Below are 25,958 nucleotides of genomic sequence, written 5' to 3'. Positions count from 1 at the left end.
GTTTCTTTATGGGACATCCTGCTGTTAGATTAATTTTATACCGCTAAATAAAATCATCAAGGCCATGATTGTTCGTAATGGTTTTGCGGGGAATTTTGACGATAACGTGCTTCCGATTAGAACTCCGGGGATGGAGCCTAACAACAAATTTAGAGTTAATAAATAATCAACATTGCCAATTCCAGCATGCATAAAACCTGCAGCGGTAACCAACAAAAATGCATGGGCAATATCTGTTCCAACCAGTTCAGACGAATTCATCCGGTATAAGTAAAGCATGGCTATGGCAAATAATGAACCGGAACCAATCGAGGTTAACCCGACAATAAAGCCTAATACCGCTCCAATTGTGATGGTTAAGGCCCTTTTCTCCTCCAGAGGTTTTAGCTGCATAGGGTTCCATTCTATTTTCTTCTTCATAAATGTTTTAAACAGGGTGGCCGCTGCAACCAAAATAAGTACATATCCAAGGGCATGCTTGATAATCTGCTCCTGGTTATGGAAAAAGGAATCAAATAAATGAAGCAGTCCAACCGCTAAAAGGGCGCTGGGGATGCTGCCGATGGCAAGATACTTAACAAGTTTTAGATTGATGGTTTTCTGCCGCCAATGCTGGATGGAACCAAATAGCTTTGTAATCGAGTTATAAAATAAGTCTGTACCAACCGCTATCGAAGGACTGATTCCTAATAAAATGAGGATTGGTGTTAAAAGAGCAGCTCCGCCAACCCCAGTTAATCCGACCATAAAGCCAATGAAAAGCCCCATGATAATGATGCCGACACTCATAGGCAAACACTCCAATATCTCTAAACTGCATTTCATCAATAAAATATGAAGTAGTCAAATGCCTTGTCAGCCCATTTATTCAAATAAAAAAGAGGACAATGGCCCTCTTTTGCGAAAAATATTAGCTAATAAGAAAATTCCCCTAAATTTTCTTAACGCATAAATTCAACTACGCCTCTGTCTTCGTCCTATCGGACTCGCCAATCGGTGAGTTTTCATTTATTTTTCTTCTTCTTCCTCACTCAATTTAATTTTCTTACAGCCAACATATAAACAAGAGAAAATATCAAGCCCTGGTTTCGCTTTTGTCATCCCTTTGATATAAGGGGTAACAAGATCCTTAAAGTCGAGTCCGACCCCCTCCTCTTCCAAAATTCCATATACGAACAGTTTTTTCTCATCAAATAAGAAGGCAACATTGCCGACGGCTTTATTGGTGGAATCGACAACATTTAGGACCTGAAAATGAGGAGTGATGACTTCAGGTGAAAAATATATTTGCACTGTTTTCAGCTCCCTTACGTAAACTGCAATTTTTCAAATAGCGTATCATTTTCCTTTTCCTTCGAAGACTCTTTTTTCGCCACATGAATCAATACCATACATAGTAAAGCGCAAATAAGGGTTAAACCGGCCGTCGTTAAAAACATTCCGGACCGAGACCAATCCATTAGTTTACTAAAGATAGGCGGCCCTATGGCGACGCCTAAGAAACGGACGGAGCCATATAAGGAGGTGACGAATCCTCTCCTGTCTGCCGGAACTGAGCCGGTAATAAAGCTGTTAATGCAAGGCAGCACAAGCCCTGTTCCGATACTGCTTATAACAAGTACAGAAAAAAACGGAATCAGCTTTTTAGTGAAAATTAACGATGCAAATGAGCCGGTCATCAAGAGAAGTCCAATAATAATCAGTGCTTTCATCAGCTTCATTCTCTTACCGATTTTACTTCCAGTGATGTAAGAGGTTGTGGTCATAAATAAAAGTGGGATGGCCAAGATAGCCCCCTTTAATATTCCATCAATTTGATAGTCCTTTTCAAGAATATCTGAAATGTAAAATAAAATGCCAAACAAGGTAAATAAGCATACTGCTCCAGTCAAGTAAGCGGCAAAAAGCCAGCGTCCTTCAGTTTTAAAAACGGAAACAAGGCCTTTTACATATTTTCCAACTGGCGGCGGCTCTTTTTTTGTTTTCTTTTCCTTGATAAAAAAGATGGTCAATAACACTGATAAGAAACAGAAAATCGGAAAGGCAAAGAAGGCGGCGTACCAGAAAATGAGGGCCAATAATGAGCCGATGATTGGACTAATAACTTTGCCAAAACCGTTTGATGCTTCTACTAACCCTAATACCTTACTTTGTTCTCCGCCCTTAAATAAATCTCCTGTTAACGCCATGGCAATTGGTGCTGTCCCCGCTGCGCCTATTCCTTGCATGACCCTGCCGGCAAGAATCCAAGTATAGGAGCTGCCAAACCACGCTGCTGAAGCACCTGCTAAAAGCCCGCCGATACCATATAAAATGAGGGATGGAATGATGACCGCTTTCCTTGAAAAACGATCAGAAAAATACCCTAATACCGGAATCGAAATTGCAGCTGCAATCGAAAACACCGATATAACCAAACTTACCTGAAATTGAGAAATATCTAGCTCCGATTTCATTTTCGGGAGGATTGGGATTAACATTGAGTTTCCTAAGACTAAAATCATCGGGATTGAACCAATTGCAAAAATCGTCATGCCTTTGTGTTTTTGTTTTGGCAATGGAGTGCACCCCTATCGTTTAAATAAGCTCTTTTATTGTTTGACTGGGGACATAAGTTTATACAAGGCGAATGCCTAATTTCTGAGGAATAGGCCCAATATCTACACATTCACCTAGTTTTTGAATAATCTATCCTAGAAAAAAAGAGGAGGCGTAATGCCTATGGATTTTTTAACACTTCCTGAACGGACTTCCGGCAGTCGAACTTATGGGTTAACCTCTGTCGCCGACTTTGGAACTCCAATGGGAGAATTAAGGAATATATTGGCCGATTACAGCCATATCATTGACATTGCCAAAATTGGAATTGGTTCTGCGTATGTCACCCCCAATTTAAAGAAGAAGGTGGACCTGTATAAGGAATACGGTATTAAGCCTTATTGTGGCGGCACATTATTTGAAAAATGTTATTACCAAAACAAAATCCCGGAATACCTCTCTTATTTATGTGAACTCGGGATTGAATGGGTTGAAGTTTCAAATGGGACCTTGGATATTCCACTTGACCATAGGCTGGAATTGATTTATATGCTAAAAAATAATTTTAACGTGATTGCCGAGGTGGGCTCAAAAGATACCGAGAAAGAGATGCCCATTTCAGAATGGAGAGCAGAAATCAAGCAATTTCTTGAGGCCGGCTGTCAATACGTTATTACAGAAGGGCGCGATTCCGGGACTTCCGGCATTTATGAAGCATGCGGTACGATTAAGTCTGACCTGATTCAGGAATTAGTCAGAGATTTGGATCCGAATAGGATTATTTTCGAGGCGCCATCAGCAAAGCATCAAATGTACTTTATTAGGGAGCTTGGGCCTAATGTAAATTTGGGTAATGTGAAGCTTTCGGATGTTTTAATGTTGGAGGCCCAGCGCTGCGGTCTGAGAAGTGAAACATTTTATTTGGAGGCACAGGAATGCAAATTACCTTAATCCGCCATTTGCCTACCGAATGGAATAACAACAATATGCTTCAAGGGAGAAGGGATATCGGAATTACTCAGTTAACTGAGGAATTTCGCAAAGGTATTGCCGAAAACAAAGGCATGTTGAATGGTCTTGCTCCATTTGAAGTTGTTTTGGCCAGCAGTTTAAAAAGAACGCGACAAACAGCACAGCATTATGGGTTTCAGCCGGAAACTGAATGCTTATTGGATGAATTGGATTTTGGCCCATTTGAAGGCCAGCCAAAGGCAATGCTAGTTGAAGCATTCGGAGAAGCCTGGTTAGAGAACCCAAGCAAGCTCGTGTTAGGTGAAAGTATTCATAACCTTGAAAAACGCATTTCCATGTTCTTGGAGAAATATCGGGAATATAAAAACATGTTAGTATTTGGCCACGGCTGTTGGATTCGAGCTATGATTTCCTTTTCAAAGCATGGTCATATCGATGAGATGAACAAAGTATTATTGGAAAATAACTCCTTTGTAACGTTAACGATGGATTCATAATCAATTTGGAGGGGTGGGAATGGCTTCGATACTAACGTATGAAAATTGGGACGAACAAAAAATAGCAGAAATTAGCGGGAAAAGCAGGGATTATTTCGATATTTTAAAATGGGCATATCAGGAATATGATGGCGAGGAAATTGTTTACGCCTGCAGCTTTGGAGCAGAAGGAATGGTGTTAATCGATTTAATTCATAAAGTTAGCAAACAGGCAAAAATCATCTTCCTTGATACGGGCCTTCATTTCGCGGAAACGTACGAATTAATACATCAGGTGAAAGACCGCTACCCATCATTAAACATCACAATGATCGAACCGAAGCTAACTTTATTGGAACAGGCAAAGGAGCACGGTGAAGAGCTTTGGCGTCATAATCCAAATTTGTGCTGCCAGATAAGAAAAGTTGCCCCTTTAAAGGAAGCGCTGCAGGGCGTAAAGGCATGGATTTCAGGGCTGAGAAGGGAACAATCGGCTATAAGGAGCAAAACTCAGTACATCAATAAAGATGAAAAGTTCCAAAATATCAAGATTTGTCCACTTATTCATTGGACTTGGGATGATATATTGACTTACATCGACTTAAACAAATTGCCTTATAACCCATTACATGATAACGGTTATCCAAGTATCGGCTGCGCACCGTGTACCCAGCCGGTTAGTGATTCTGGTGACCAGAGGGCGGGTCGCTGGGCAGGACAATCAAAAACGGAGTGCGGACTCCATTTAACTTAGAGATAAAGAAATTTTGGGAGGTAAAACCGTTGAACAAGAGTATTCCCCATGGCGGGAAATTAGTCAATCGAATCAATCTAGATTATGTAGTGGACTATTCTCTCAATTATGTTGGCCTCGATAAATTGGAATTAAGCGATTTGGAATTAATCGCTAACGGTGCTTACAGTCCAATTGAAGGCTTCATGGGAAAAGCCGACTATGAGTCGGTTGTACACGATATGAGGCTTGTATCGGGACTGCCGTGGTCACTGCCGATTACTCTGGCAGTCCACCAGACCAAAGCGGCCGAATTAACAATCGGTGAGACCATTAACCTCATTCATAATGACAAGGTTTATGGTGTCATGAAGGTAACCGAAAAGTTTTCACCAGATAAACGGATAGAGGCTGAAAAAGTATTCAAGACAACGGAACTTGCCCATCCCGGTGTAAAAAAACTTTTTGAACGTCCCGCTGTTTATCTGGCTGGACCGATCACACTTATAAAAAGGCCCGAAAAAGGCCGGTTTGAGGATTTTTATTTGGACCCCTTACAAACAAGGGAAATGTTCCAGCAATTAGGCTGGAAAACAGTTGTAGGGTTCCAAACGCGTAATCCGGTACACCGGGCTCATGAATACATTCAAAAGTCGGCGCTGGAAACGGTTGACGGGCTGTTCCTTAATCCTCTTGTCGGTGAGACAAAAGCAGATGATATCCCGGGCGAAATCAGAATGAAGAGCTATCAAGCCTTACTTGAAAATTATTATCCAAAGAACCGGGTATTCCTGTCCGTTTTCCCGGCAGCGATGCGTTACGCCGGACCGCGGGAAGCGATTTTTCATGCCCTTGTCCGGAAAAATTTTGGCTGCACCCATTTTATTGTCGGAAGAGACCATGCTGGGGTAGGAAACTACTATGGCACTTATGATGCCCAAAAAATATTTTCACATTTTTCCGAAGAGGAGCTTGGCATCAAGCCGCTGTTTTTTGAACATAGCTTTTATTGTAAAAAATGCGAGAACATGGCTTCTGCAAAAACCTGCCCGCATGACAGGCAATATCATGTCATCTTATCTGGTACTAAAGTCAGGGGGATGCTCAAAAATGGCGAGCAGCCTCCAAAGGAATTCAGCCGCCCAGAAGTCGTTGAAATCCTTATCGAGGGGATGAGGGAAGTCTACAAACTAGAAGGTGTAGGAAATGGGGAAAAGTAATCATCTTACCTGGCATCAATCAACGATCACAAAAACAGACCGGCATCAGGAGAATGGACATAAAAGCTGCGTTCTTTGGTTTACTGGCTTATCAGGTTCAGGAAAGTCTACGCTGGCAAATGCTGTAGATCAGGCACTTTTTAAAGCAGGCTTTAGAAGTTATGTATTAGATGGGGATAATATTCGTCATGGTTTGAATAAAGATTTAAGTTTTGGTGTTAGTGATAGGAAAGAGAATATCCGGCGAATTGGGGAAGTGGCAAAACTATTCGTGGACAGTGGTCAAATCGTTTCTTCTGCCTTTATTTCCCCTTTTCTTGAGGACCGGGCGCAGGTTCGTAATATGTTTGAAAACGGGGAGTTCATTGAAATTTTCTTGAATTGCCCGATTCAAATCTGTGAAGACCGGGACCCTAAAGGTTTGTACAGGAAGGCGAGAATTGGAGAAATCCCCGAATTTACCGGAATCTCCTCCCCATACGAAATTCCTGACAATCCAGAAATCATTATTGAAACAGGTCGAATGTCGATTGAGGAATCGGTAAAAGAAATTTTAAAATATTTAAAGGAAAGGAAGATCCTTTAACAGGTCTTCCTTTACCTTATTTGGGGGCTACCGTGAAAAAGAGAATAAATAATATGTCAGGACAAAATCCCCAATCCATTTCGACTCAAAATTACTCCAATACAACGAAATTAGTACTAGGATCTCTCCTTGCTGGAAGCGCAGCCATCCTGCAGGCCGCTGGATTTTTTACGGGAATTGGCTATGCCTTCAGTATGTTAACTACACTGCCTATTGTTCTTGCTTCCAAGTTATCTTTGAGGATTGGGTTCATGTCTTATGTTATTACCGTTTTCCTATTGGCTATTATCCAGCCCAGCGAGTTGTTTGTCTTTCCTTTTACAACAGGATTATTAGGACTTTCCTTGGGAATCGCATTCAAGCTGTGGAAAAGTTGGATTTCTATCACTTTGGCCGGCGGATTTGGTCTCTCAATTGGAATTATGTTTTTGCTTTACGTTCTTCGTTTTCCTGTTTTAGGGCCAGCAGTTTCATCTATACTTAATTTTAAAACTTCCATAACAATTTTCCTATTCTCTTTGTTCTACAGTTTAATCTGGATGTGTCTAAGTAAGCGAGTATTTGTATTTTTATCGAGGTATTTTTAGATTTAACGAAATTGATGAAAAAGAGGCTGTCAATTCAAGACAGCCTCTTTATCGTCTTCGCCAATTGGCAGAGAGGAAAAGTAATCGATTAAATCTTAATTCATAAATGAAATCAATAATATTGGTTGAAAAGAATTGACAAACAATGGCGTACACGACAATTTTATAATCAATCACCAACCCGGTTAATAAAAATATCATCATATTGATGCCCATCATCACTTTTCCTGGACTCCAATTTTTATAGGTGGCAATCATTAGCGCAGGAATGACCATCCCGCCGCTTGATGCCCCTGCACGAATCAAAAGGCCAACGCCGATGCCAAAAAAGATGCTGCCGCAAACCATATCAAACACCATATGAACGTGATGATGTGGTATTTGGGTTGTAATCACGCTAACAACTGTAGAGGTTGTAGCGACTGATAGAATGGTTCGAAATGTCCATGTATAGCCAAAATATTTTAGCGCAAAAAGTAAGAAGACAATATTGGCCAGCCATAGGGAGAAGCCAAGCGATAAACCAAACCAATAATTCATTAAGATGGCCAGTCCTGCCGCACCGCCGGAAGGGATGGAATGGGGAAATAAAAACAGGGACATTGACAATCCTTGCAAGGTTGCACCAAAAAGTAAACATAGGTAAATTAATACTGTTTTTTTCATTATTTAAAAGAAATAATCTCTAAAAATACTCTTCATACCATTCACTGTTTTACCTCCCTGGACATGCCTTTCTTGTCCATTTTATGAGCGAAGAAAAAAGAATATGTAGGAATATTTTGTGAAAAAACAAAGTTTTCCCAATCTACCAATGTTTTAAATTGCAATATTAGGATTGAAAATCAAAATTATTAAGATTAATATTATAATAAGATTAATGGACTATTATCATATGAAATAGTGAAAATGAACTAGTACACCTAGACCTTTGACAAGCCAAATTGGAAGTAGGATCATTTGACTATTTCTAATTTGGCTTTTTTATAAATAATGAAAGGAACTTTTGATCGTGATGCAAAGTTCTATAACTGATATTAAAAAGGAAAAGCGGATCCTGTTAGAAAAGCATTTAAATGGCAGCCTGAATAGTTATCAGTCTTTGTTCGCATGCGATTCTGATGCCATTTATGCTATGGATTTAGATGGTTATTTCATTCCATTAAACCCTGCTTGTGCGCTCATTTTTGGATATAATTCGGACGAATTTTCAAAATTAACGTATATGAAAGTAATGAAATTGGAGCACCTGGATCGAGCCATTTCATTTTTTTACAAGGCAATTGATGGCAAATTGCAGAATTTCGATTGTCAAATCGTTCATAAAAGCGGGAAATTAATAGATTTAAATATGACAAACTATCCGATTGTCATCGATGGTGAAATTGTGGGCGTTTATGCAGTAGCCAAGGATATTACGGAACTCAAACAAAAGCGGAAAAAGCTTATGGAAGATATTCAGCAGCGGGAGAATACCTATCGGGATATTGTTGAGCATTCACCTGATGCCGTTGCGATTGTTAAAGATGAGCAAATTCTATTTGCCAACGATACGGCCGTGGAATTAATTGGTGCGAAGGATAAAAATGAAGTGATTGGAAAAAGCATATACGATTTTTTGGACAGCCCCTACTCTGACATTGTGAAACAACGGGCCAGGAACGTTGAAAACGGCAAGGCTGTTGATTTTATCGTGGAAAAGCTGGTCCGTTTAGATGGCACGATTATTGAAGTCGAAGTAAAAGCAATTCCGGCCATTTTTCAAAACGAACCTGCACGTCATATTATCATTCGGGACATAATGGAGAAGAAAAGAACGCAAAAATTGCTTCTCCAGTCTGAAAAGTTAACAGTAGCAGGGCAGCTTGCCGCTGGAATCGCCCATGAAATAAGAAATCCATTAACCGCTATAAAAGGCTTTATTAAACTAATGGATACAGGCCGTGAATTTAATTCTGGATATTTGGATATTATCAATTCAGAAGTGAACCGCATTGAACTGATTCTCAGTGAATTATTGCTGCTAGCGAAACCGCAGTCTATGAAATTTGAGAAACGTGATTTGTCGACCATTTTAGAACATGTTAAAACGCTTGCTGATACACAGGCAATTATGAGAAATATAGGAATTCATATTCTTTACCTGACTGAAATCCCTGAAGTTTATTGCGATGAAAACCAGCTTAAGCAAATGTTTATTAATTTCCTCAAAAATTCTGTTGAGGCCATGCCTAAGGGCGGAGAAATCATCATAGAGGTTCAATGTACAGATTCTAACCAAATAAAGATTCGGTTTATTGACCAAGGATGCGGGATCCCGAAAGAGCATCTCGAGCGAATCGGCCAGCCATTTTTTACAACCAAGGATAATGGAAATGGATTAGGATTGATGATTAGCATGCAAATTATTGAAAATCACAATGGCACAATAAATATCTCAAGTGATGAAAATGGAACTACGATGGAGATATTACTGCCAATACAGTGAATGGTAGCGGACGGAGGAAAAACCGTCCGTTTTTTTTTATTGACGATAAGTGGATTTTATGATATTTAAATAGTTGTTAGCACTCAATGTGATAGAGTGCTAATCATTTGATTTATTGACTTCCTGCAATTATGATGGAAAGGGTAAAAATGGAAGGAGAATTGGGTATGGAAACAAAACAATTTAAAGCGGAATCGAAACGTTTATTAGACATGATGATTAATTCGATTTATACGCATCGCGAAATTTTTCTGCGTGAGTTAATCTCCAATGCCAGTGATGCGATCGATAAAATCTATTACAAAGCATTAACAGATGATTCCTTGGCATTCGATAAAGACAATTACTACATAAAGGTAATCGCTGACAAGGAAAATAGAACTTTACGATTAATTGATACTGGGATTGGGATGACCAAGGAAGAATTGGAAAATAACCTTGGTACGATTGCCAAGAGCGGATCTTTAGCGTTCAAAAGCGAGAATGAACTGAAGGATGGCTATGATATCATCGGCCAATTTGGTGTTGGTTTTTATTCAGCGTTTATGGTTGCGGACGTAGTAACTGTCATCAGCAAGGCATTAGGAAGCGACGAAGCCTATAAATGGGAGTCACAGGGTGCCGAGGGCTACACTATCGTTCCTTGCGAAAAAGAAACAGTCGGTACTGAGATTATTTTAAAGATCAAAGATAATACCGAAGAAGAAAATTATGATGAGTATTTAGAGGAATATCGTTTAAAAGCAATTATCAAGAAATACTCTGACTTTATCCGCTACCCTATTAAAATGGATGTCTCGAAAAGCCGTCTTAAAGAGGGCAGCGAAACGGAGTATGAAGATTATCAAGTCGAAGAAACCATCAACAGCATGGTGCCGATTTGGCGAAAAAATAAAAACGAACTGACAGCCGAGGATTATGAAAATTTTTATGCGGAAAAGCGATACGGCTTTGACAAACCGCTGAAGCATATTCATATCAGTGTGGATGGAGCGGTCCGTTATAACGCGATTCTTTATATTCCAGAAAGCATGCCGTTTGACTATTATTCTGCAGAATATGAAAAGGGTCTAGAGCTTTATTCGAGCGGTGTTTTAATTATGAACAAGTGCGCCGACCTCCTGCCTGACTATTTCAGCTTCGTTAAGGGAATGGTCGACTCAGAAGATTTATCTTTGAATATTTCACGTGAGCTGCTCCAGCACGACCGTCAATTAAAGCTAATCGCGAAAAATATTAACAAGAAAATCAAAAGTGAGCTGGTAAGCTTATTGAAAAATGAACGGGAAAAATATGAGCAGTTTTATCAGGCATTTGGCCGCCAGTTAAAGTACGGTGTCTATAGCGAATTTGGCGCTCATAAAGAAGAATTGCAAGATTTATTGATGTTCCATTCCTCAAAAGAGAAGAAGCTCGTAACGTTAGATGAATATGTTTCTAGAATGCCGGAGGACCAAAAATATATTTTCTACGCCACTGGCGGTTCCAATGAGCGGATCGAAAAGCTTCCGCAAACGGAGTTGGTTGCAGATAAAGGCTATGAAATTCTGTATTTTACAGATGAAATTGACGAATTCGCGATTAGAATGCTGATGAGCTACAAAGATAAAGAGTTTAAGTCCGTTTCTAGTGGTGATTTAGGCTTTGAGGCAGATGAAAAGTCTCAGGATTCGGAAGCGGAAGAGCAGGATAACAAAGAACTGTTTGAGTATATGAAGGAGACTTTGGCGGGCAAAGTGAAGGATGTCCGTGTTTCTAAACGACTGAAGTCGCACCCGGTTTGCTTATCAACAGATGGAGAAGTCTCGATCGAGATGGAAAAAATTCTAAACGCCATGCCGAATAACCAGGGAATTAAAGCTGAGAAGGTACTAGAAATCAATGCAAATCACGAGGTTTTTGCATCCTTAAAAGAATCATTTGCCGGAGACAAAGATAAGCTGAAATTGTATACGCACCTATTGTATAATCAGGCACTACTAATTGAAGGCCTGCCGATTGATGATCCGGTTGAATTTACGAATAATATTTGCAAAATAATGGTGTAATGGTTGAAAAAAGGATTGCCGTGATACGTGATGCGGCAATCCTTTTTATTTTTCTTCATTTTTAGAGTAGAGGCGGGATCAAGGACAAAACGAGGCGAAAAACAGATGAAAATGTCCTTAATCACCCTCTAAACCCAAATATTTCCACAGAAAAACCGGAAAGTGTCTATAGAACCTCAACATATACAAGCTTAATGAATATTCCCATCCACATATTTACCGTAATCCGGAATCGCTAAGCTATCAAAATTATTTACCAGTCGCTCAAGTCCGCTGGTTAATGCCTCGCCTGCCAGCGGAGCACCATGCCCTGTTATCGCGGTCGAAGGATTTAGTTCAGCCAGCTTTTTAACCGAGTCCCAAGCGGCCCTCCAATCCGTTGTGAAGTATCTAGGAGGACCATTTACTTCCTCCTCCTGGGTTATGACCTTATATAAAGAATCCTGTTTCACATTGATGAATGCATCTCCTGCAATCAACGCACGGTCTTCATCTCTAAAAAAGGAAACATGTCCAGGTGTGTGGCCTGGGGTGTGGATCCAGCGAAAACCAGGCAGATGTGGAACGCTCCCATCAGGAGGAAGTTTTTCTACATGGTTACCGAGGTTAATCGGCTCATTCGGAAACAGCGGTGACATCTTTGCCACCATCCCGCCTTCCACACTGGGGTCTGGCTCAGGGTAGCTCTTTTGCCCGACCAAATAAGGCAATTCAATTTCATGAGCATATACGGGTACCTGCCAATGATTCACCAGTTCGATTATTGCTCCAACATGGTCAAAATGACCGTGCGTTAAAATAATCGCTATCGGGCGGCACCCCTCGCCAAACCGTTCCTCTGCTGCTTCGATAATTTCGTCTGCAGACCCTGTCATACCAGCATCTACTAAAACAAACTCGCCGTTATCAGGGTTACCGACAAAACAAATATTGACGATTTGGATGGTATAAGAAAATAAATCCGGCAAAACCTGAATCCCGACCCCGCTGCCAATAGAAGTGGCCGGAATAATTTTATAATCACTACCATATGACATTTCTTTTTCCATTAAACGATCCCCTTATCAATTTCCTAATTAGGGATAGTTTTCCGCAGTTTAAAACGATTATTCAAAAACAGCTTAGTTAGGCTCCACATGGACATTAACATCAAACACATCGTGTTCCTTGATTAGGGCATTTTCCACTTTTGTGGCAACATCATGTGCCTCACGAATATTTAGATTGGAATTCACAAGGATTACCACATCAACGACAGCGCTGTTGCCATAATTCCGTGCTTTGATGTCCTTTATTCCTTTAACCCCAGTAATCCCTTCAATTGTATTTTTAAAAGAATACATCTCCTTCACATCAAAACCATCGGTTAAGCTGTGGGAGGCATTGCGAAAAATATCCCATGCCGTATTACAGATAAGAAGTCCTACGATTACTGCTGTAATTGGATCCAGCCATGGCAGATTGAATTGAGCGCCAATAATCCCTGCAGCAGTTCCGATGCTCACCCAGGCATCAGAGAGATTGTCTTTCGCGGCAGCCATTACCGCCTGGCTGTTAATTTTTGCGGCAAGCTTATGGTTATGATGATAGACAGCATACATGACTGCGCCACAAAAAATTCCGGTTACGGCAGAAAGGGGGTCTGGAGACTCACTCTTTCCATTGATGATGGTGGTAACCGCATCATATAGCACCTCAATACCCACGGCCATCATGATAAAAGAAGAAACCATGGAGGCAACAGTTTCCGCTTTCCAATGACCATAAGGATGGTCCTTATCTGCAGGCTTTTGTGAAAGTTTTAGCCCAATTAATACAACAATAGATGCGATTACATCTGTACTGTTGTTTAACCCATCGGCTTTTAGTGCCTCGGAGTCGGATGCATAGCCAACTGCCAGTTTTAAAATGGATAGAAAAATGTATGCCAAAATACTGATATATGCGGCTTGTTCTCCTTTTTTTAGTGCTAAATACTTTTCATTTTCCATATGTATTGCCCCTTAGCTTTTCATTCCCTTCATTATCTTAGCAATCTATTATTATGTGGGTCTAGAGAAACCTTTTTAGTCCTGACTTAAAATTCTTATATCAGGAAAAAAAGTTTAGTACGGGCAAAATAGACATCTGCTTTAATCAAAAAATAGTTAAAATATTTTCATCATTTATATTGACAAATCCCTATGTGTCTAGTAGGATTAATTTCATCAACTATATATGTAAATTCCTATTGGTCTAGTGGGATTAATTTTGAGAAATTGAAACAGTAAAATGCCTTTCCTGGAATAGGAGGAGTTTTTTAGGAAAAGGTGGCGAATCGGATGAAAACACCAGATGAATGGCAAGAAATTGCGGCACACCTTAGGCCGATGCTCGAATCAATCAAATTCGGATCGATTACACTGGTTGTTCAGGACGGTAAGGTTGTGCAAATTGAGAAAAACGAAAAGGTTCGTCTTCAATCGAATAAAACACGCTGACTAGACAAACTAGAGGCGGTCTTCACCATTAATGGTTGAAGGCTGCCTTTTTTTTAAAGGAATAAGGAGGCTTGCATGATGACAAACGCAGTGACATATGAAAATTGGAATTCCATTTCTGATTCTTTTTCGATTCAAGATGAAACGAAAGGTGCTAAAGCAGTATTGGAATGGGCTTATCAGAATTACGCTGATAATAAAATTGTTTATGCTTCGAGCTTTGGGGCCGAAGCGATTGTGTTGATTGACTTGATTGCTCAGGTGAAACCTGATGCGCACATCGTTTTCTTGGATACAGATCTTCACTTTCTAGAAACCTACGATGTTATCAAAAGGATCGAAGAACGTTTTCCATCATTGAAAATCGAGCAGAAGAAACCTGCATTAACTCTTGATGAACAGGCTGCGCAATATGGGACAGCGTTATGGAAACGCGACCCTAACCAATGCTGCCAAATCCGAAAAGTCATTCCTCTTAGGGAAACTCTTACAGCAAGAGATGCTTGGATTTCAGGTCTTCGCAGAGAACAGTCACCGACAAGGAAAGATACTGAGTTTGTTAACAAAGATGAAAAATTTAAAAATATTAAAATATGCCCTCTGATTCATTGGACATGGGATGAGGTGTGGTCCTATATTCGGGAAAAAGACCTTCCATATAACGAGTTGCATGACCGCAACTATCCAAGCATCGGCTGCTTCCCTTGTACGCAAGCAGTTGCCGGTGACGGCGATTCCCGTGCCGGACGCTGGACCGGCAGCAGTAAAACCGAGTGTGGATTACACTCATCGTAAGGGGGCGGTCAAAACGATCACAATCATTGCTATAATGATAGGTTTGTTTTTTGCAGTCAATATCGGGGCCAGCGGGGCAGCTGCTTCGATGGGAATTTCCTATGGAGCCGGCGTTGTCAAAAAGCAACTGGCTTTATTCCTTTGTGGAATAGCGGTGTTCCTTGGTGCATGGCTTGGCGGCGGCGAGGTCGTAAAGACGATTGGCGGCGGTATCGTTCCAAGCAGTACCTTTACAAATGCTATTGCCTTAATCGTGTTAGCTTCAGCAGCTATGTCGCTGTTTTTAGCGAATATTTTTGGAATACCGCTCTCGACAAGTGAAGTAGCAGTGGGCGCCGTGGTAGGGGCGGGGATTGTCTATCAATCCGTTTTTGTCGGCAAGCTCCTATGGATTATGGTGTTTTGGCTGTTAACTCCAGTTGCAGCTTTCGTGCTGGCAATCCTTGCTGCTAATCTTTTAAAAATCAAACCTATTAAAAAATTTGTCGAGAAACCAAAAGCAGGACCTCTTCTTGCGGTACTTGTCGTCTTTATGGGATTGTTCGAAGCCTTTTCGGCAGGGATGAACAATGTGGCCAATGCCGTTGGCCCCCTTGTTGCCGCATCATTAATGTCTAAAGAGACAGCCGTCCTTTGGGGAGGTTTGGCCGTAGCGCTTGGTGCATTCCTGCTCGGTCACCGAGTAATTGAAACCAATGGGAAGAAAATAACAAAGCTTCGCTTGGAAGAGGGATGTATCATATCCGGTACCGGTGCCAGCATCGTAACAGTTGCATCGCTGTTTGGAATTCCTGTTCCGCTCACGCAAATCACGACTTCCTCCATCATTGGGATTGGTTTTGCTAAATACGGCAAATCAGTCTTGAAAAAGGGAATTGTCGTACAGCTTCTCACGGTCTGGATTGTTTCACCGGTTATTTCAATGGTGCTCTCATACACCATTATTCAATTAGTGATAGTTCGGAATTTTTATCCGATTATTGTCATGGCAGGCGTCCTTATCTCTGTTTTGGGAGTGCTATTCTTAATGAAACGCACTACATCCGCATCGATTGGAGCGCCTACCGATATTGCAAATAAATAAAAACAAATAGAAGGGTTGATATCAAACATGTCATTTTTACCAAATCCTCACGGAGGCAAACTTATTCAAGCTTTTGATCCAAACTATGATTTATCCAATGCAGCAAAAGTAATAGAAATTGATGCGATTGCTTTAAGCGATCTTGAACTTATTGGTGTGGGGGTTTTCAGCCCGTTAACAGGTTTTCTTGGTAAAGCGGATTATGAATCTGTTGTCAGCAATATGCGTTTAGCCGACAATACGATCTGGTCCATTCCAGTAACTCTTCCTGTATCCTATGAAATTGCGGAATCCTTGGTAGTCGGTGAAGAAATTAAATTAAAACACAACGATGAAGTTTACGGTGTGATTAAGGTTTCCGAATGGTATGAGCCGGATTTAAACAAAGAAGCAAGAGAAGTTTATAAAACGGAAGAACTTGCTCATCCAGGCGTTAAGCGGCTATTCGAGAGAGGACCTGTCTATGTGGCTGGGGAAGTTGTGCTTGTTAAGAAACCTGAAAAAGGCGTGTTCGGTGATGTCTGGTTCGAACCAAAGCAGACTCGCGCCTTTTTTGAAGAGAAAGGCTGGAAAACAGTTGTTGGTTTCCAAACAAGAAATCCGATTCATCGTGCGCATGAGTACATTCAAAAGGCTGCCCTTGAAATCGTTGATGGCTTGTTCGTGAACCCGCTAGTCGGTGAAACAAAATCTGATGACGTTCCAGCTGATGTACGTCTGAAAAGCTATCGTGTTTTATTGGAAAACTATTATCCAAAAGAACGGGTCCAGTTAGGCGTTCACCCAGCTGCAATGCGCTATGCAGGTCCAAGAGAAGCTATTTTCCACGCTCTTGCCCGCAAAAATTATGGTTGCACACACTTTATTGTCGGCCGTGACCATGCTGGGGTAGGAAACTATTACGGAACCTATGATGCCCAGTATATTTTCAGCAATTTCACTGAAGAGGAACTTGGTATTAAACCATTATTCTTTGAACACAGCTTCTATTGCACAAAATGCGATGGCATGGCATCTGACAAAACTTGCCCGCATGGCAAGGAAGATCGTGTAATCCTGTCGGGAACAAAAGTTAGAGAGATGCTCCGCTCAGGAGTTCTTCCGCCAGCAACCTTCAGCCGTAAAGAAGTGGTTGAAGTCCTGATTGAAGGAATGAGAGAAAAAGCGACAGTATAAGGAGTAGGAGAATGAGCAAATCAACGAATATTACATGGCATAACGCTACCATTACAAAAGAAGACAGACGTGCGCAAAACGGTCATGGAAGCTGTACACTATGGTTTACAGGGCTATCTGGTTCTGGGAAATCAACAATTGCGAATGCAGTTTCAAACGAATTGTTTCGGCAGGGAATTAACGAATACGTTCTTGATGGTGACAATATCCGTCACGGCTTAAATAAGGATCTTGGTTTTTCTGAAGAAGATAGAACAGAAAATATCCGCCGCATCGGGGAAGTGGCAAAGCTGTTTGTTGACAGCGGTCAGATTGTCACTACTGCGTTTATTTCACCATTCCGTTCCGACCGGGACAATGTCCGTGCGTTATTTGCAGAAGGGGAATTTATAGAGGTTTTCATTGATTGTTCTCTTGAAGAATGCGAACGCCGTGATCCAAAACAGCTTTATGTAAAGGCTCGTAAAGGTGAAATTAAGGATTTTACGGGGATTGATTCACCATACGAGTCACCGGAAAATCCGGAAATCATCATCCGCTCTGATTTGGTGACAGTTGAAGAAGCAGTGGAACAAGTGTTAGGATATTTACGAGACAAGAATATTATTTAACAAGAAGCGGGTACTATGAAATTACATAGTACCCGTTTGAATGGAAAAAAGGTGAAAGGAGCAGCCTGCATGAAAGCAATTCTCTACATTGGACACGGTACTCGCTCAAGGAAAGGGGCAGATGAGGCAACGGCGTTTATCCAGCGGATCATGGCCCGAATCGATGTGCCGATTCAGGAAATGAGTTTTCTGGAACTGGCTGAGCCGCTGATTGAAGATGGTTTCAAGCATTGTGTAGAAAGGGGTGCCGCCGAAATAACGGTTGTTCCTCTTTTTCTGCTTGCCGCAGGGCATATTAAAGAGGATATTCCAAATGCATTGGCAGGGCTTCGAGAGAAATATCCTCATGTTAAGGTAAAAGTGAAGGACCCTTTTGGGGTGCAGGGGAACATTCTTGATGGGTTGGCGGAACTTGTTAATGAAGAAGCAGGGACGCTGACAGCTAAAGACAGCATCTTACTTGTCGGCAGGGGGAGCAGCGACCCGGATATACTAGCGGATTTTGCAAACATTGTTGATGGAATCCGAAATCGTCTAGGAATTAATCGTGTTTCTGTTTGCTATTTAGCTGCCGCTGAACCCAGGTTCGATGAGGGATTGGAAACTGTCTGCAACGATGCTGCGGGCCGGGTCATTGTCGTTCCTTACTTGCTGTTTACAGGACTTCTATTAACGGAAGTGGCCCAAAAGGTGCGGAAAAAAGAAAAAGAAGGGTACTCGATTATACAAACAGGTCAATTAAGCAGGCACCATGTTATTGAAGATGTCATTATTAAGCGGGCAATTGAAGACGAATAAGTTTTTTCTGGGATTCGCAGATATATTCAGAAATTCGCAGATAAAATGAAAAATCCGCAGATATATTCAGAAATTCGCAGATAAAATGAAATATTCGCTGATATCGTCACATAATTCGCAGATATACGAAAATGCTTCCCAAATAAGCTTTTTATTGGATTGATTTTTCTTGTTGAGATAGAATTTTCATTGGGTATAAGTGCCATAATAGGTTGGTATATGCCTAAAAAACCATGAGAAAGGTGAGAACAATGGTTAAAAGCTTAAAGGATACGACTACATTACATAATGGTGTTGAAATGCCTTGGTTTGGCCTTGGTGTTTTTAAAGTGCAGGAAGGTTCAGAGGTAATTGACTCTGTTAAGGCTGCTATCAAAAATGGTTACCGCAGTATTGATACTGCAGCGGTTTATCAAAATGAAGAAGGTGTCGGTCAGGGCATCAGAGAATCCGGTGTTTCTCGTGAGGAGTTATTCATCACATCAAAGGTATGGAACTCTGATCAAGGTTACGAGTCCGCACTTCAAGCATATGAAACTAGTTTAAATAAGCTGGGACTAGATTACCTTGATTTATACCTCATTCACTGGCCAGGAAAAAACAAATTCAAAGACACTTGGAAAGCCCTTGAAAAATTATATAAGGATGGCCGCGTTCGTGCCATCGGCGTCAGCAACTTCAAGGTCCATCACTTAGAGGAACTATTAAAGGATGCCGAGATTAAGCCGATGGTGAATCAGGTGGAATATCATCCACACTTAACTCAAAAGGATTTACTTGCTTTTTGCCAAAAAGAAGGGATTCAACTAGAAGCATGGTCTCCTCTTAAACAGGGGAAATTATTGAATGATCCTAATTTAAGTGATATTGCTCGTAAATATGGAAAGTCAGTAGCCCAGGTCATTTTACGCTGGGATTTACAATCAAAAGTAGTGACAATACCAAAATCAATTAAGGAACAGCGTATCATTGAAAATGCCGATATTTTCGATTTTGATCTATCAACAGAGGATATGGCAAGAATCGATAGCTTGAACAAAGATGAGCGGGTCGGTCCAGATCCGGATAATTTTATGAATGGATTTACCGAATAAAGCACACAAAAAAGCGAACAGCCGCAAAACTGTTCGCTTTTTTACGTTTAAATTAATGTCCTAACTCCACATCGTCGACGTGCTTGACATGGCGGCGGTTCATTAAGATAAATACTACCGATACAAGGACAAATCCTGCACCTACAATAAATGGTGTTGACGGTGAATAAATTTCCGCAAGCTTACCTGCCGTATATGGTGCAATGGCGCCGCCAATAAAGCGCAGGAAGCTATATGCAGCGGATGCAGTCGCTCGTTCGACCGGTGCCGAGTTCATAACTGCCGTTGTAATAAGAGTATTATTATTCCCAAGTAAAGCCCCTGCAAAAATAACAGCAGCAATAATAACCCACTGGGTTGAAGTCCAAATACCCATTGCCAATAGGACTAACGCAAATATTGTTAACATTGCGCTCATTGAATTGATCGTTCCAAACCTTTGCTGAAGCTTTGGAGCAGTAACAACTGATGTAATGGCAAGCAAAATACCCCAGCCTAGAAATACATACCCCAAACCGTGTTCGTCAAGACCCATTACAAATGGAGCGTAGGCAAGGAGGGTGAAAAAACCAAAGTTATAAAGCGCCGCAGCAATGCCAAATACCAATAATGAACGATATTTTAGGGCGCGGAATGGATCAAGCAAGGAAGTTTTCTTTTGTTGTGTGTTCTGCTGCTGATGTGTTCGCGGCATTAATATCAAAAGCCCAACGAAGGCTACAATCATAAGTGTGGCAACACCGAGAAACGGACCTCTCCAGGAAATGGCCCCAAGCCAGCCCCCAAGTAAAGGACCTACAGAAATCCCTAAACCAATAGCAGCTTCGTACAGGATGATGGCTTTTGCGGTCCCACTGTTAGAAAGAGATACGATCGCCGCCAAAGCAGTTGCAACAAACAGAGCGTTGCCAAGGCCCCATCCGCCGCGAAGGCCGACAAGAGCCCAAATACCATTTGAATAACCGCCAAGCGCTGAAAAGACAGCAATGATGATTATTCCGGCAATTAATGTCCATTTAATGCCTAGTCTCGATGAAATCATGCCGGTGATTAACATGGCAACGGCCATTACAGCATTATAGCTTGTAAAAAGAAGTGTAACCTCACTGTGGGAAGCATGTAATTGGTTAGCGATTGCAGGTAAAATCGGGTCGACAAGTCCCAGACCCATGAAGGCAATTATGCAGGCAAAGAAGACAGCCCAAACGGCCTTTGGCTGCTTAAGTAAACTTGATTCTTCTATAGAAGACATCGTAGAAGTTTTTGGTACAACAGTTTGTGATGTTGACGACATCTAAATCCCCCTTATTTTCTCTTTACTTTGTAAGTATTAAAAATAGTTGTATAATGAAACTATATATTTGTATTATACAACCATTTTCCACTACGTCAATAGTGAATTCGCCTATAAGTTATAATTTTGGGCGCTCGTATGATATCATAAGAACAAGAAATGACACCTTGTGAGGTGATAATTATGTCAGAAGAATCCCTTGAAACGATCGAACTTGAAATGGCGATTATGATTCGCCGTATCACATCCTACTCTTCCCATAAAAAAATTGGCAATCTTGATCGTTCCGCGTATCTTCTCTTACATCAAATCGCAACAAATGGTCCAGCAGGAGTAAAAACATTAGCAGGACAATCCCAACTGGATATTTCCACAATAAGCAGGCAGGCATCCGCGTTAGAACAAAAAGGCTACCTATATCGAATTCCTGATCCAACAGATGGAAGGGCATATTTCTTAGAAATTACTGAATTGGGTTTAAGGAAATTAAGAGAAGAGAGACAAGCGAGGAAGATAAGGGTAGGAGAAGTGACAAAGGACTGGTCCGATGAAGAACGTGCTACATTTGGCAAACTTTTAACAAGATTTAATATTGCAGCCATTCAAGAATAAAAAGGAGGATGGACCAACCAGGTCATCCTCTTTTTTAATTATTTTAGTGTGTCTCATAAGGTGCTAATAGCTCTAAAAATTTTTCAAATGGCATTTGGCAGGCTGGGTATTTTTCAAGTAAATCCAGCATCGTAATGCCTTTATCTACAACGTGAGCCTTATAGGCATCTTCAGTTAGAAGTGCTTCTAATTCTTTTTGATGAGGCGGGCATACTGTATGTTCCGCCAGCTCTTGAAGCTGCGGACGGGTAACAGTTTCTTCCAAATCAACCTTTAGACTTAGTAAGTCGCTGGCCCGGACAGGGATATCTAGTGGCAGCCGGGTCGCAAATTGCTGATTCCCGCTCAAGACAACCTGTGTGTTTGTATCTAATTCGAAGCGGTTAAGAACACGTTCAACCGTCTTAAAAGAATTGCGCGTTTTCACAGTCTGTACCGCAGTACCTCCTGAAGCATGCTCCGCGGTTTGTACTTCATCGACAAATTGGACTGTCAATGCCTGGTTCGTTTCTTCTGATTTATTTTCAACTTTTAGCCCTAATGCCTCGAACACATTTGGCCATAATTGCTCATGCCAATCTTCAAATTGCTGATCAAAATCACTGCTTGCATCCCCTTGGCCTTTTGGAGATATTCTATTGGCACCTTTTTCAGCAAGCTTTACGTCAATCAAATTAGGAACACTTTGATAAGTGTTCGCCCAGTTCGTATCTCCGCAGCCAAAAACAGCGTAACGAACACCCTCGAGCACTTCACTGTCAGACTCTTTTAACCACTTGACAAATTTACGAGCGTTTTTTGGCGGATTGCCATTATAAGAGGAAGTGACAATTAGAGTAACTCCTTCTTTCGGTAGTACGTCGACGTATTCGTCAAGCGGAGCTATTTCACTTTTGAAACCTTTAAAACGAGCACTTGTTGCCAAATCTTTTGCGATTCCTTCCGCAGTCCCCATATTGGAACCGTATAGAACAAATAATGGTGTATTATTTCCTATCGAAGAATCGTATTGTTGGTTAGCTGAATGTAAGAAAGAAGAGCTTTTTTCTTCAACAGGCAATACAAATGATTCAACGAATCGGTTATCACGCAGCTGGACGCTCATTGTGAAGTTTTCGGGCTTAAGTGTCAATGTTTGTTTAATTTTTAATTGATAGTTCGTATGGTCAATTAAGTCAAAGTTTTGCAAAATCATTCCTATTAATAATGTTGCCTCGTGAAGGGCAAACTGCATTCCGATACATGCACGTTGTCCATTGCCGAAAGGTTTGTAGGCATCATGCGGTATTTTTTTCGGGTCTTCAAACCGTTCAGGACGAAACTCTTCAGCATCTTCACCCCAAGCTTCTTTGTCGCGGTGCAGTTGAGGGAGGAGAATGGCAACCGTCTGCTTTTTATTTATCTTATATTTACCTCCAAGAACCATATCTTCCTTGGCATATAGGGTAAATTGCGGTGCTGTCGGATAAAGCCGCAACGATTCATTTAAAATCATCCGAATATATTTCAGCTCCAAAACTTGTTTAAAGGTTGGAACTGGTCCGGTCAATACACGGTCAACTTCCGCACGTGCTTTTTCCAGGATTTCCGGGTGCTTTAACAGCAGGTAAAGCGTAAAGGACAAAAGGCCGCTGGTTGTTTCATGCCCGGCAATCAGGAAGGTGATGATTTGGTAACGTATATTTTCATCATCGAGCATTTCGCCTGTTTGCGGATCTTTAGCACTTAGCATCCGAGCAAGCAGATCTGTTTCCCCTTGATCACCGTGTTCCTTCCGTTCAGCGATTAGTTTGTCTACCAAGGAAAACATCGCTTGGATGTTCTTTTGGAATTCCTGTCGTTTTTTTAGCATGAATTTATCTTGAATCGGGAGGCGGGTCCCTTTATGCATGGCTTCATCTAGGGCATTTACCATATTGATAATAAAAGGGTCATGCGTCTCACGGTAGAAGCTGTTGAAACGATAGTTAAAGCCGCACAAGCCAATCGTATCAAGCGTAAGTCTGGTCATATCATCCGGAACATCAATACTCTCATTTGGATTCAACCGGGCCCATTTTTGGACGAGCTGGCTTGCTATGTCTACCATCATGGAGTGATATCCTTTCATAGCTGACAGACTAAACGAAGGCATTAGAATGTTATGGGCTTTTTGCCAGTTTGGCTCAGATGTTTTACCTGTAAACAGCCCATCGCCAGCGAAATCGCGGACTTGATGGAGGCCGCCAAGCAGACTTTTATCAAATTTTCCGCTGTTCAAAACCTCGCCGGCCCATTTATGGCCGGAAACAAAAACGGTAGAAAATCCGCCGAAAAATTCCATGCGAAAAATCGGACCGTATTTTTCCGCAATTTTCCATAAGGAGAGTGTCGGGGCCTCCTTATCAATCAAAGGCATGTTGCCTAGTGGGCCATACGTTTTCGGCTGCGGTATCGCAGTAATTTCGGAAGTAGACATATTTGTTTTTACGACCTTCCTTTCTCCTCGAGAAATTTAATTTTAAATAATTTTAAAATAATATTTTAGAAGATTATACCATGTATATATTACTAATATAAAGCATTTGATGAGTAAATATTCAGACAAATTTCTACACTTTTTTCATTTTTTGATTTATTAAAAAGGTTGAAAAATAAACAAATCATTGAAAACGATTTCATAATATCGTATATTATAAAGAGAGTGAAGTAGTTTTTAAGAAGATTACAAAGTCTTTTTAAAGGTGGTTGTTGTTTGGATGATATTTTTTTGAAATAATATTTTTAAAGAATTTTTGTTTTACGAATGAAATTAAAGCAGGAATGTAATACAATAACTTTGTAAATGTTATTATTTATAATAGGATTCTATTAAAATAGAATGCCTAAATACAAAGGTGAGGTAAGAAAATGGAAGCGAATACAACAAGGGTTGAACAAGACTTCTTAGGAAAAAAAGAAATACCGGAAAATGCTTATTATGGGATTCAAACATTACGTGCCGTTGAAAATTTTCCAATTACAGGATACCGAATCCATGAGGAATTAATTAAGGCATTAGCAATGGTCAAGAAAGCAGCAGCTATTGCTAATATGAATACCAAACGTTTATACAGCGGACTTGGGGAAAAAATCGTTCAGGCAGCCGAGGAGATCATTGAAGGGAAGTGGCATGACGAGTTTATTGTTGACCCAATTCAGGGTGGTGCCGGGACATCCATGAATATGAACGCAAATGAGGTGATCGGCAACCGCGCACTTGAATTGCTGGGACACAAAAAAGGGGATTATAAGCATTTAAGCCCAAATAGCCATGTTAATATGTCGCAATCGACAAATGATGCCTTCCCTACGGCAATCCATATTGCAACACTAAATCTATTGAGCAAATTATTAGAGACAATGCAGTACATGCATAGCGTTTTCAAGGCAAAAGCAAAGCAATTTGAAACAGTAATCAAAATGGGCCGAACTCACCTTCAAGATGCAGTACCAATTCGCCTCGGGCAGGAATTTGAAGCGTATTCCCGTGTGCTTGAAAGGGATATGAAGAGAATTTCTCAATCACGGAATCATTTATATGAGGTTAATATGGGGGCAACTGCAGTTGGAACAGGATTAAATGCTGACCCTCAGTATATTGAAGATGTGGTTAAACAGTTGGCTGAAATCAGCGGGTTACCATTGGTCAATGCGGAGCACCTGGTGGATGCCACCCAGAATACCGATGCCTATACGGAGGTTTCTGCCGCTCTAAAAGTATGTATGATGAATATGTCGAAAATTGCTAACGACCTTCGCCTGATGGCTTCAGGACCACGGGCAGGTCTGGCTGAAATTTCACTGCCGGCACGCCAGCCTGGATCTTCCATCATGCCGGGTAAAGTAAACCCAGTTATGCCGGAACTGATTAACCAAATTGCTTTTCAGGTGATTGGCAATGACCATACCATTTGTTTGGCATCGGAAGCAGGGCAGCTTGAGTTAAACGTAATGGAGCCTGTTTTAGTCTTCAATCTGCTGCAATCCATCAGTATCATGAACAATGGTTTCCGTTCATTTACTGACCACTGTTTAGCTGGCATTGAGGCGAATGAAGCTAGATTAAAAGAATATGTTGAAAAGAGTGTCGGCATTATTACCGCTGTAAATCCGCATCTTGGTTATGAAGCAGCCGCAAGAATTGCAAGAGAAGCTACCCTGACCGGGAAATCGGTACGTGAGCTGTGCCTCCAGCATGATGTTTTAACTGAGGAAGAATTGGATCAAATCCTTAATATCTATGAAATGACAAAACCGGGGATTGCCGGAGCTGCACTTTTAGATCGGGATTAAAACCCAAAGAGCGAACAGTTAGTGAACTGTTCGCTTTTTTAAATTTAAATTT

Annotated in this window: 25 protein-coding genes; 17 read left to right on the top strand and 8 right to left on the bottom strand. The window is 41.0% G+C overall.

Going from position 1 to position 25,958, the window contains the following annotated elements; translation table 11 throughout:
- Nucleotides 1-24: 24 nt before the first annotated feature.
- The 3 genes from KHB02_RS01250 to KHB02_RS01240 all read right to left on the bottom strand — a co-directional run bounded on the left by KHB02_RS01250 (nucleotide 25) and on the right by KHB02_RS01240 (nucleotide 2,534).
- Entirely contained in the window at nucleotides 25-789 is a 765-nt protein-coding gene (locus KHB02_RS01250) for a sulfite exporter TauE/SafE family protein (protein ID WP_213140533.1), read from the bottom strand.
- Nucleotides 790-1,008: 219 nt separating this feature from the next.
- A complete protein-coding gene (locus tag KHB02_RS01245) occupies nucleotides 1,009-1,293 on the bottom strand; it encodes a hypothetical protein (RefSeq protein ID WP_213140532.1) in 285 nt (94 codons plus the stop codon).
- A 14-nt stretch (nucleotides 1,294-1,307) separates the two neighbouring features.
- The gene (locus KHB02_RS01240; protein WP_338088249.1) at nucleotides 1,308-2,534 is read right to left on the bottom strand and encodes an MFS transporter; all 1,227 of its coding nucleotides are present in this window, start codon (nucleotides 2,532-2,534) and stop codon (nucleotides 1,308-1,310) included.
- Nucleotides 2,535-2,721: 187 nt separating this feature from the next.
- Here KHB02_RS01240 and KHB02_RS01235 point away from each other — a divergent pair, with 187 nt between their 5' ends.
- The 6 genes from KHB02_RS01235 to KHB02_RS01210 are packed head-to-tail and all read left to right on the top strand — an operon-like array spanning nucleotide 2,722 to nucleotide 7,112.
- Nucleotides 2,722-3,489 (top strand): phosphosulfolactate synthase, encoded by a 768-nt coding sequence (locus tag KHB02_RS01235; protein WP_213140530.1) that lies wholly within the window; start codon nucleotides 2,722-2,724, stop codon nucleotides 3,487-3,489.
- The gene (locus tag KHB02_RS01230; RefSeq protein WP_213140529.1) at nucleotides 3,474-4,007 is read left to right on the top strand and encodes a histidine phosphatase family protein; all 534 of its coding nucleotides are present in this window, start codon (nucleotides 3,474-3,476) and stop codon (nucleotides 4,005-4,007) included. Before KHB02_RS01235 ends, KHB02_RS01230 begins: the two co-directional genes overlap by 16 nt.
- A 19-nt stretch (nucleotides 4,008-4,026) precedes the next feature.
- Nucleotides 4,027-4,740: a phosphoadenylyl-sulfate reductase gene (locus KHB02_RS01225; protein WP_213140528.1), complete on the top strand. Its 714-nt coding sequence runs from the start codon at nucleotides 4,027-4,029 to the stop codon at nucleotides 4,738-4,740.
- 29 nt (nucleotides 4,741-4,769) lie between these two features.
- Complete coding sequence (gene sat, locus KHB02_RS01220) at nucleotides 4,770-5,939, top strand: sulfate adenylyltransferase (protein ID WP_213140527.1); 1,170 nt, start codon at nucleotides 4,770-4,772, stop codon at nucleotides 5,937-5,939.
- On the top strand, nucleotides 5,926-6,525 hold the full coding sequence (gene cysC / locus KHB02_RS01215) for an adenylyl-sulfate kinase (protein ID WP_213140526.1): 600 nt from the start codon (nucleotides 5,926-5,928) through the stop codon (nucleotides 6,523-6,525). The genes sat (KHB02_RS01220) and cysC (KHB02_RS01215) overlap by 14 nt, the downstream gene beginning before the upstream one ends.
- Nucleotides 6,526-6,557: 32 nt before the next feature.
- A complete protein-coding gene (locus KHB02_RS01210) occupies nucleotides 6,558-7,112 on the top strand; it encodes a hypothetical protein (protein ID WP_241113647.1) in 555 nt (184 codons plus the stop codon).
- A 48-nt stretch (nucleotides 7,113-7,160) separates the two neighbouring features.
- Here KHB02_RS01210 and KHB02_RS01205 read toward each other — a convergent pair whose 3' ends face one another.
- Complete coding sequence (locus KHB02_RS01205; RefSeq protein WP_213140525.1) at nucleotides 7,161-7,778, bottom strand: YitT family protein; 618 nt, start codon at nucleotides 7,776-7,778, stop codon at nucleotides 7,161-7,163.
- A 349-nt stretch (nucleotides 7,779-8,127) separates the two neighbouring features.
- On the opposite strand from KHB02_RS01205, the gene KHB02_RS01200 reads away from it, so the two are divergent.
- Together KHB02_RS01200 and htpG are read left to right on the top strand one after the other, a co-directional pair.
- Entirely contained in the window at nucleotides 8,128-9,600 is a 1,473-nt protein-coding gene (locus KHB02_RS01200) for a PAS domain S-box protein (protein ID WP_241113663.1), read from the top strand.
- Nucleotides 9,601-9,767: 167 nt separating this feature from the next.
- Nucleotides 9,768-11,648 (top strand): molecular chaperone HtpG, encoded by a 1,881-nt coding sequence (htpG, locus tag KHB02_RS01195; protein ID WP_213140523.1) that lies wholly within the window; start codon nucleotides 9,768-9,770, stop codon nucleotides 11,646-11,648.
- A gap of 191 nt (nucleotides 11,649-11,839) precedes the next feature.
- Here htpG and KHB02_RS01190 read toward each other — a convergent pair whose 3' ends face one another.
- On the bottom strand, nucleotides 11,840-12,697 hold the full coding sequence (locus KHB02_RS01190; RefSeq protein ID WP_213140522.1) for an MBL fold metallo-hydrolase: 858 nt from the start codon (nucleotides 12,695-12,697) through the stop codon (nucleotides 11,840-11,842).
- Between the two features lie 72 nt (nucleotides 12,698-12,769).
- Complete coding sequence (locus KHB02_RS01185) at nucleotides 12,770-13,639, bottom strand: cation diffusion facilitator family transporter (RefSeq protein WP_213140521.1); 870 nt, start codon at nucleotides 13,637-13,639, stop codon at nucleotides 12,770-12,772.
- A 378-nt stretch (nucleotides 13,640-14,017) separates the two neighbouring features.
- Between KHB02_RS01185 and KHB02_RS01180 the strand changes: the two genes are divergently transcribed.
- The 7 genes from KHB02_RS01180 (at nucleotide 14,018) to KHB02_RS01150 (ending at nucleotide 19,686) form a co-directional block, all read left to right on the top strand.
- Nucleotides 14,018-14,128 (top strand): YezD family protein, encoded by a 111-nt coding sequence (locus tag KHB02_RS01180; RefSeq protein ID WP_378581377.1) that lies wholly within the window; start codon nucleotides 14,018-14,020, stop codon nucleotides 14,126-14,128.
- Nucleotides 14,129-14,203: 75 nt separating this feature from the next.
- Complete coding sequence (locus KHB02_RS01175; RefSeq protein ID WP_378581378.1) at nucleotides 14,204-14,923, top strand: phosphoadenylyl-sulfate reductase; 720 nt, start codon at nucleotides 14,204-14,206, stop codon at nucleotides 14,921-14,923.
- A 34-nt stretch (nucleotides 14,924-14,957) separates the two neighbouring features.
- Complete coding sequence (locus KHB02_RS01170; protein ID WP_213141281.1) at nucleotides 14,958-16,007, top strand: inorganic phosphate transporter; 1,050 nt, start codon at nucleotides 14,958-14,960, stop codon at nucleotides 16,005-16,007.
- A gap of 27 nt (nucleotides 16,008-16,034) precedes the next feature.
- Nucleotides 16,035-17,183: a sulfate adenylyltransferase gene (sat, locus tag KHB02_RS01165; RefSeq protein ID WP_213140519.1), complete on the top strand. Its 1,149-nt coding sequence runs from the start codon at nucleotides 16,035-16,037 to the stop codon at nucleotides 17,181-17,183.
- An 11-nt stretch (nucleotides 17,184-17,194) separates the two neighbouring features.
- A complete protein-coding gene (cysC, locus tag KHB02_RS01160) occupies nucleotides 17,195-17,794 on the top strand; it encodes an adenylyl-sulfate kinase (RefSeq protein WP_213140518.1) in 600 nt (199 codons plus the stop codon).
- 15 nt (nucleotides 17,795-17,809) lie between these two features.
- Nucleotides 17,810-18,592 (top strand): sirohydrochlorin chelatase, encoded by a 783-nt coding sequence (locus KHB02_RS01155; RefSeq protein WP_241113646.1) that lies wholly within the window; start codon nucleotides 17,810-17,812, stop codon nucleotides 18,590-18,592.
- A 251-nt stretch (nucleotides 18,593-18,843) separates the two neighbouring features.
- A complete protein-coding gene (locus tag KHB02_RS01150) occupies nucleotides 18,844-19,686 on the top strand; it encodes an aldo/keto reductase (RefSeq protein ID WP_213140516.1) in 843 nt (280 codons plus the stop codon).
- 52 nt (nucleotides 19,687-19,738) lie between these two features.
- Here the strand turns inward: KHB02_RS01150 and KHB02_RS01145 are convergent, their stop codons facing one another.
- Nucleotides 19,739-20,980, bottom strand: coding sequence for an MFS transporter (locus KHB02_RS01145; protein WP_213140515.1), 1,242 nt, complete (start codon nucleotides 20,978-20,980; stop codon nucleotides 19,739-19,741).
- Between the two features lie 183 nt (nucleotides 20,981-21,163).
- On the opposite strand from KHB02_RS01145, the gene KHB02_RS01140 reads away from it, so the two are divergent.
- On the top strand, nucleotides 21,164-21,592 hold the full coding sequence (locus KHB02_RS01140) for a MarR family winged helix-turn-helix transcriptional regulator (RefSeq protein ID WP_213140514.1): 429 nt from the start codon (nucleotides 21,164-21,166) through the stop codon (nucleotides 21,590-21,592).
- A gap of 43 nt (nucleotides 21,593-21,635) precedes the next feature.
- Here KHB02_RS01140 and KHB02_RS01135 read toward each other — a convergent pair whose 3' ends face one another.
- Nucleotides 21,636-24,050 carry a cytochrome P450 gene (locus tag KHB02_RS01135; protein WP_213140513.1) on the bottom strand — a complete coding sequence of 805 codons (2,415 nt, stop codon included), beginning with the start codon at nucleotides 24,048-24,050 and terminating at the stop codon, nucleotides 21,636-21,638.
- 431 nt (nucleotides 24,051-24,481) lie between these two features.
- On the opposite strand from KHB02_RS01135, the gene aspA reads away from it, so the two are divergent.
- On the top strand, nucleotides 24,482-25,906 hold the full coding sequence (aspA, locus tag KHB02_RS01130) for an aspartate ammonia-lyase (RefSeq protein ID WP_213116060.1): 1,425 nt from the start codon (nucleotides 24,482-24,484) through the stop codon (nucleotides 25,904-25,906).
- The last annotated feature ends 52 nt before the right edge of the window (nucleotides 25,907-25,958 follow it).

It is taken from the genome of Neobacillus citreus, from assembly GCF_018343545.2.
GTDB lineage: Bacteria > Bacillota > Bacilli > Bacillales > Cytobacillaceae > Neobacillus > Neobacillus citreus.
The sequence above is the reverse complement of the archived record's forward strand: the minus strand, read 5'-3'. Positions and strand labels throughout refer to the sequence as shown.

Bases quoted from the DNA above. Each gene is read 5' to 3' on its own strand.
- KHB02_RS01250 (WP_213140533.1), bottom strand. From the start codon at position 789: ATGAGTGTCGGCATCATTATCATGGGGCTTTTCATTGGCTTTATGGTC.
- KHB02_RS01240 (WP_338088249.1), bottom strand. From the start codon at position 2,534: ATGACGATTTTTGCAATTGGTTCAATCCCGATGATTTTAGTCTTAGGA.
- KHB02_RS01235 (WP_213140530.1), top strand. From the start codon at position 2,722: ATGGATTTTTTAACACTTCCTGAACGGACTTCCGGCAGTCGAACTTAT.
- KHB02_RS01230 (WP_213140529.1), top strand. From the start codon at position 3,474: ATGCAAATTACCTTAATCCGCCATTTGCCTACCGAATGGAATAACAAC.
- KHB02_RS01225 (WP_213140528.1), top strand. From the start codon at position 4,027: ATGGCTTCGATACTAACGTATGAAAATTGGGACGAACAAAAAATAGCA.
- cysC (WP_213140526.1), top strand. From the start codon at position 5,926: ATGGGGAAAAGTAATCATCTTACCTGGCATCAATCAACGATCACAAAA.
- KHB02_RS01205 (WP_213140525.1), bottom strand. From the start codon at position 7,778: ATGAAAAAAACAGTATTAATTTACCTATGTTTACTTTTTGGTGCAACC.
- KHB02_RS01200 (WP_241113663.1), top strand. From the start codon at position 8,128: ATGCAAAGTTCTATAACTGATATTAAAAAGGAAAAGCGGATCCTGTTA.
- htpG (WP_213140523.1), top strand. From the start codon at position 9,768: ATGGAAACAAAACAATTTAAAGCGGAATCGAAACGTTTATTAGACATG.
- KHB02_RS01190 (WP_213140522.1), bottom strand. From the start codon at position 12,697: ATGGAAAAAGAAATGTCATATGGTAGTGATTATAAAATTATTCCGGCC.
- KHB02_RS01185 (WP_213140521.1), bottom strand. From the start codon at position 13,639: ATGGAAAATGAAAAGTATTTAGCACTAAAAAAAGGAGAACAAGCCGCA.
- KHB02_RS01180 (WP_378581377.1), top strand. From the start codon at position 14,018: ATGCTCGAATCAATCAAATTCGGATCGATTACACTGGTTGTTCAGGAC.
- KHB02_RS01175 (WP_378581378.1), top strand. From the start codon at position 14,204: ATGATGACAAACGCAGTGACATATGAAAATTGGAATTCCATTTCTGAT.
- KHB02_RS01170 (WP_213141281.1), top strand. From the start codon at position 14,958: ATGATAGGTTTGTTTTTTGCAGTCAATATCGGGGCCAGCGGGGCAGCT.
- sat (WP_213140519.1), top strand. From the start codon at position 16,035: ATGTCATTTTTACCAAATCCTCACGGAGGCAAACTTATTCAAGCTTTT.
- cysC (WP_213140518.1), top strand. From the start codon at position 17,195: ATGAGCAAATCAACGAATATTACATGGCATAACGCTACCATTACAAAA.
- KHB02_RS01155 (WP_241113646.1), top strand. From the start codon at position 17,810: ATGAAATTACATAGTACCCGTTTGAATGGAAAAAAGGTGAAAGGAGCA.
- KHB02_RS01150 (WP_213140516.1), top strand. From the start codon at position 18,844: ATGGTTAAAAGCTTAAAGGATACGACTACATTACATAATGGTGTTGAA.
- KHB02_RS01145 (WP_213140515.1), bottom strand. From the start codon at position 20,980: ATGTCGTCAACATCACAAACTGTTGTACCAAAAACTTCTACGATGTCT.
- KHB02_RS01140 (WP_213140514.1), top strand. From the start codon at position 21,164: ATGTCAGAAGAATCCCTTGAAACGATCGAACTTGAAATGGCGATTATG.
- KHB02_RS01135 (WP_213140513.1), bottom strand. From the start codon at position 24,050: ATGTCTACTTCCGAAATTACTGCGATACCGCAGCCGAAAACGTATGGC.
- aspA (WP_213116060.1), top strand. From the start codon at position 24,482: ATGGAAGCGAATACAACAAGGGTTGAACAAGACTTCTTAGGAAAAAAA.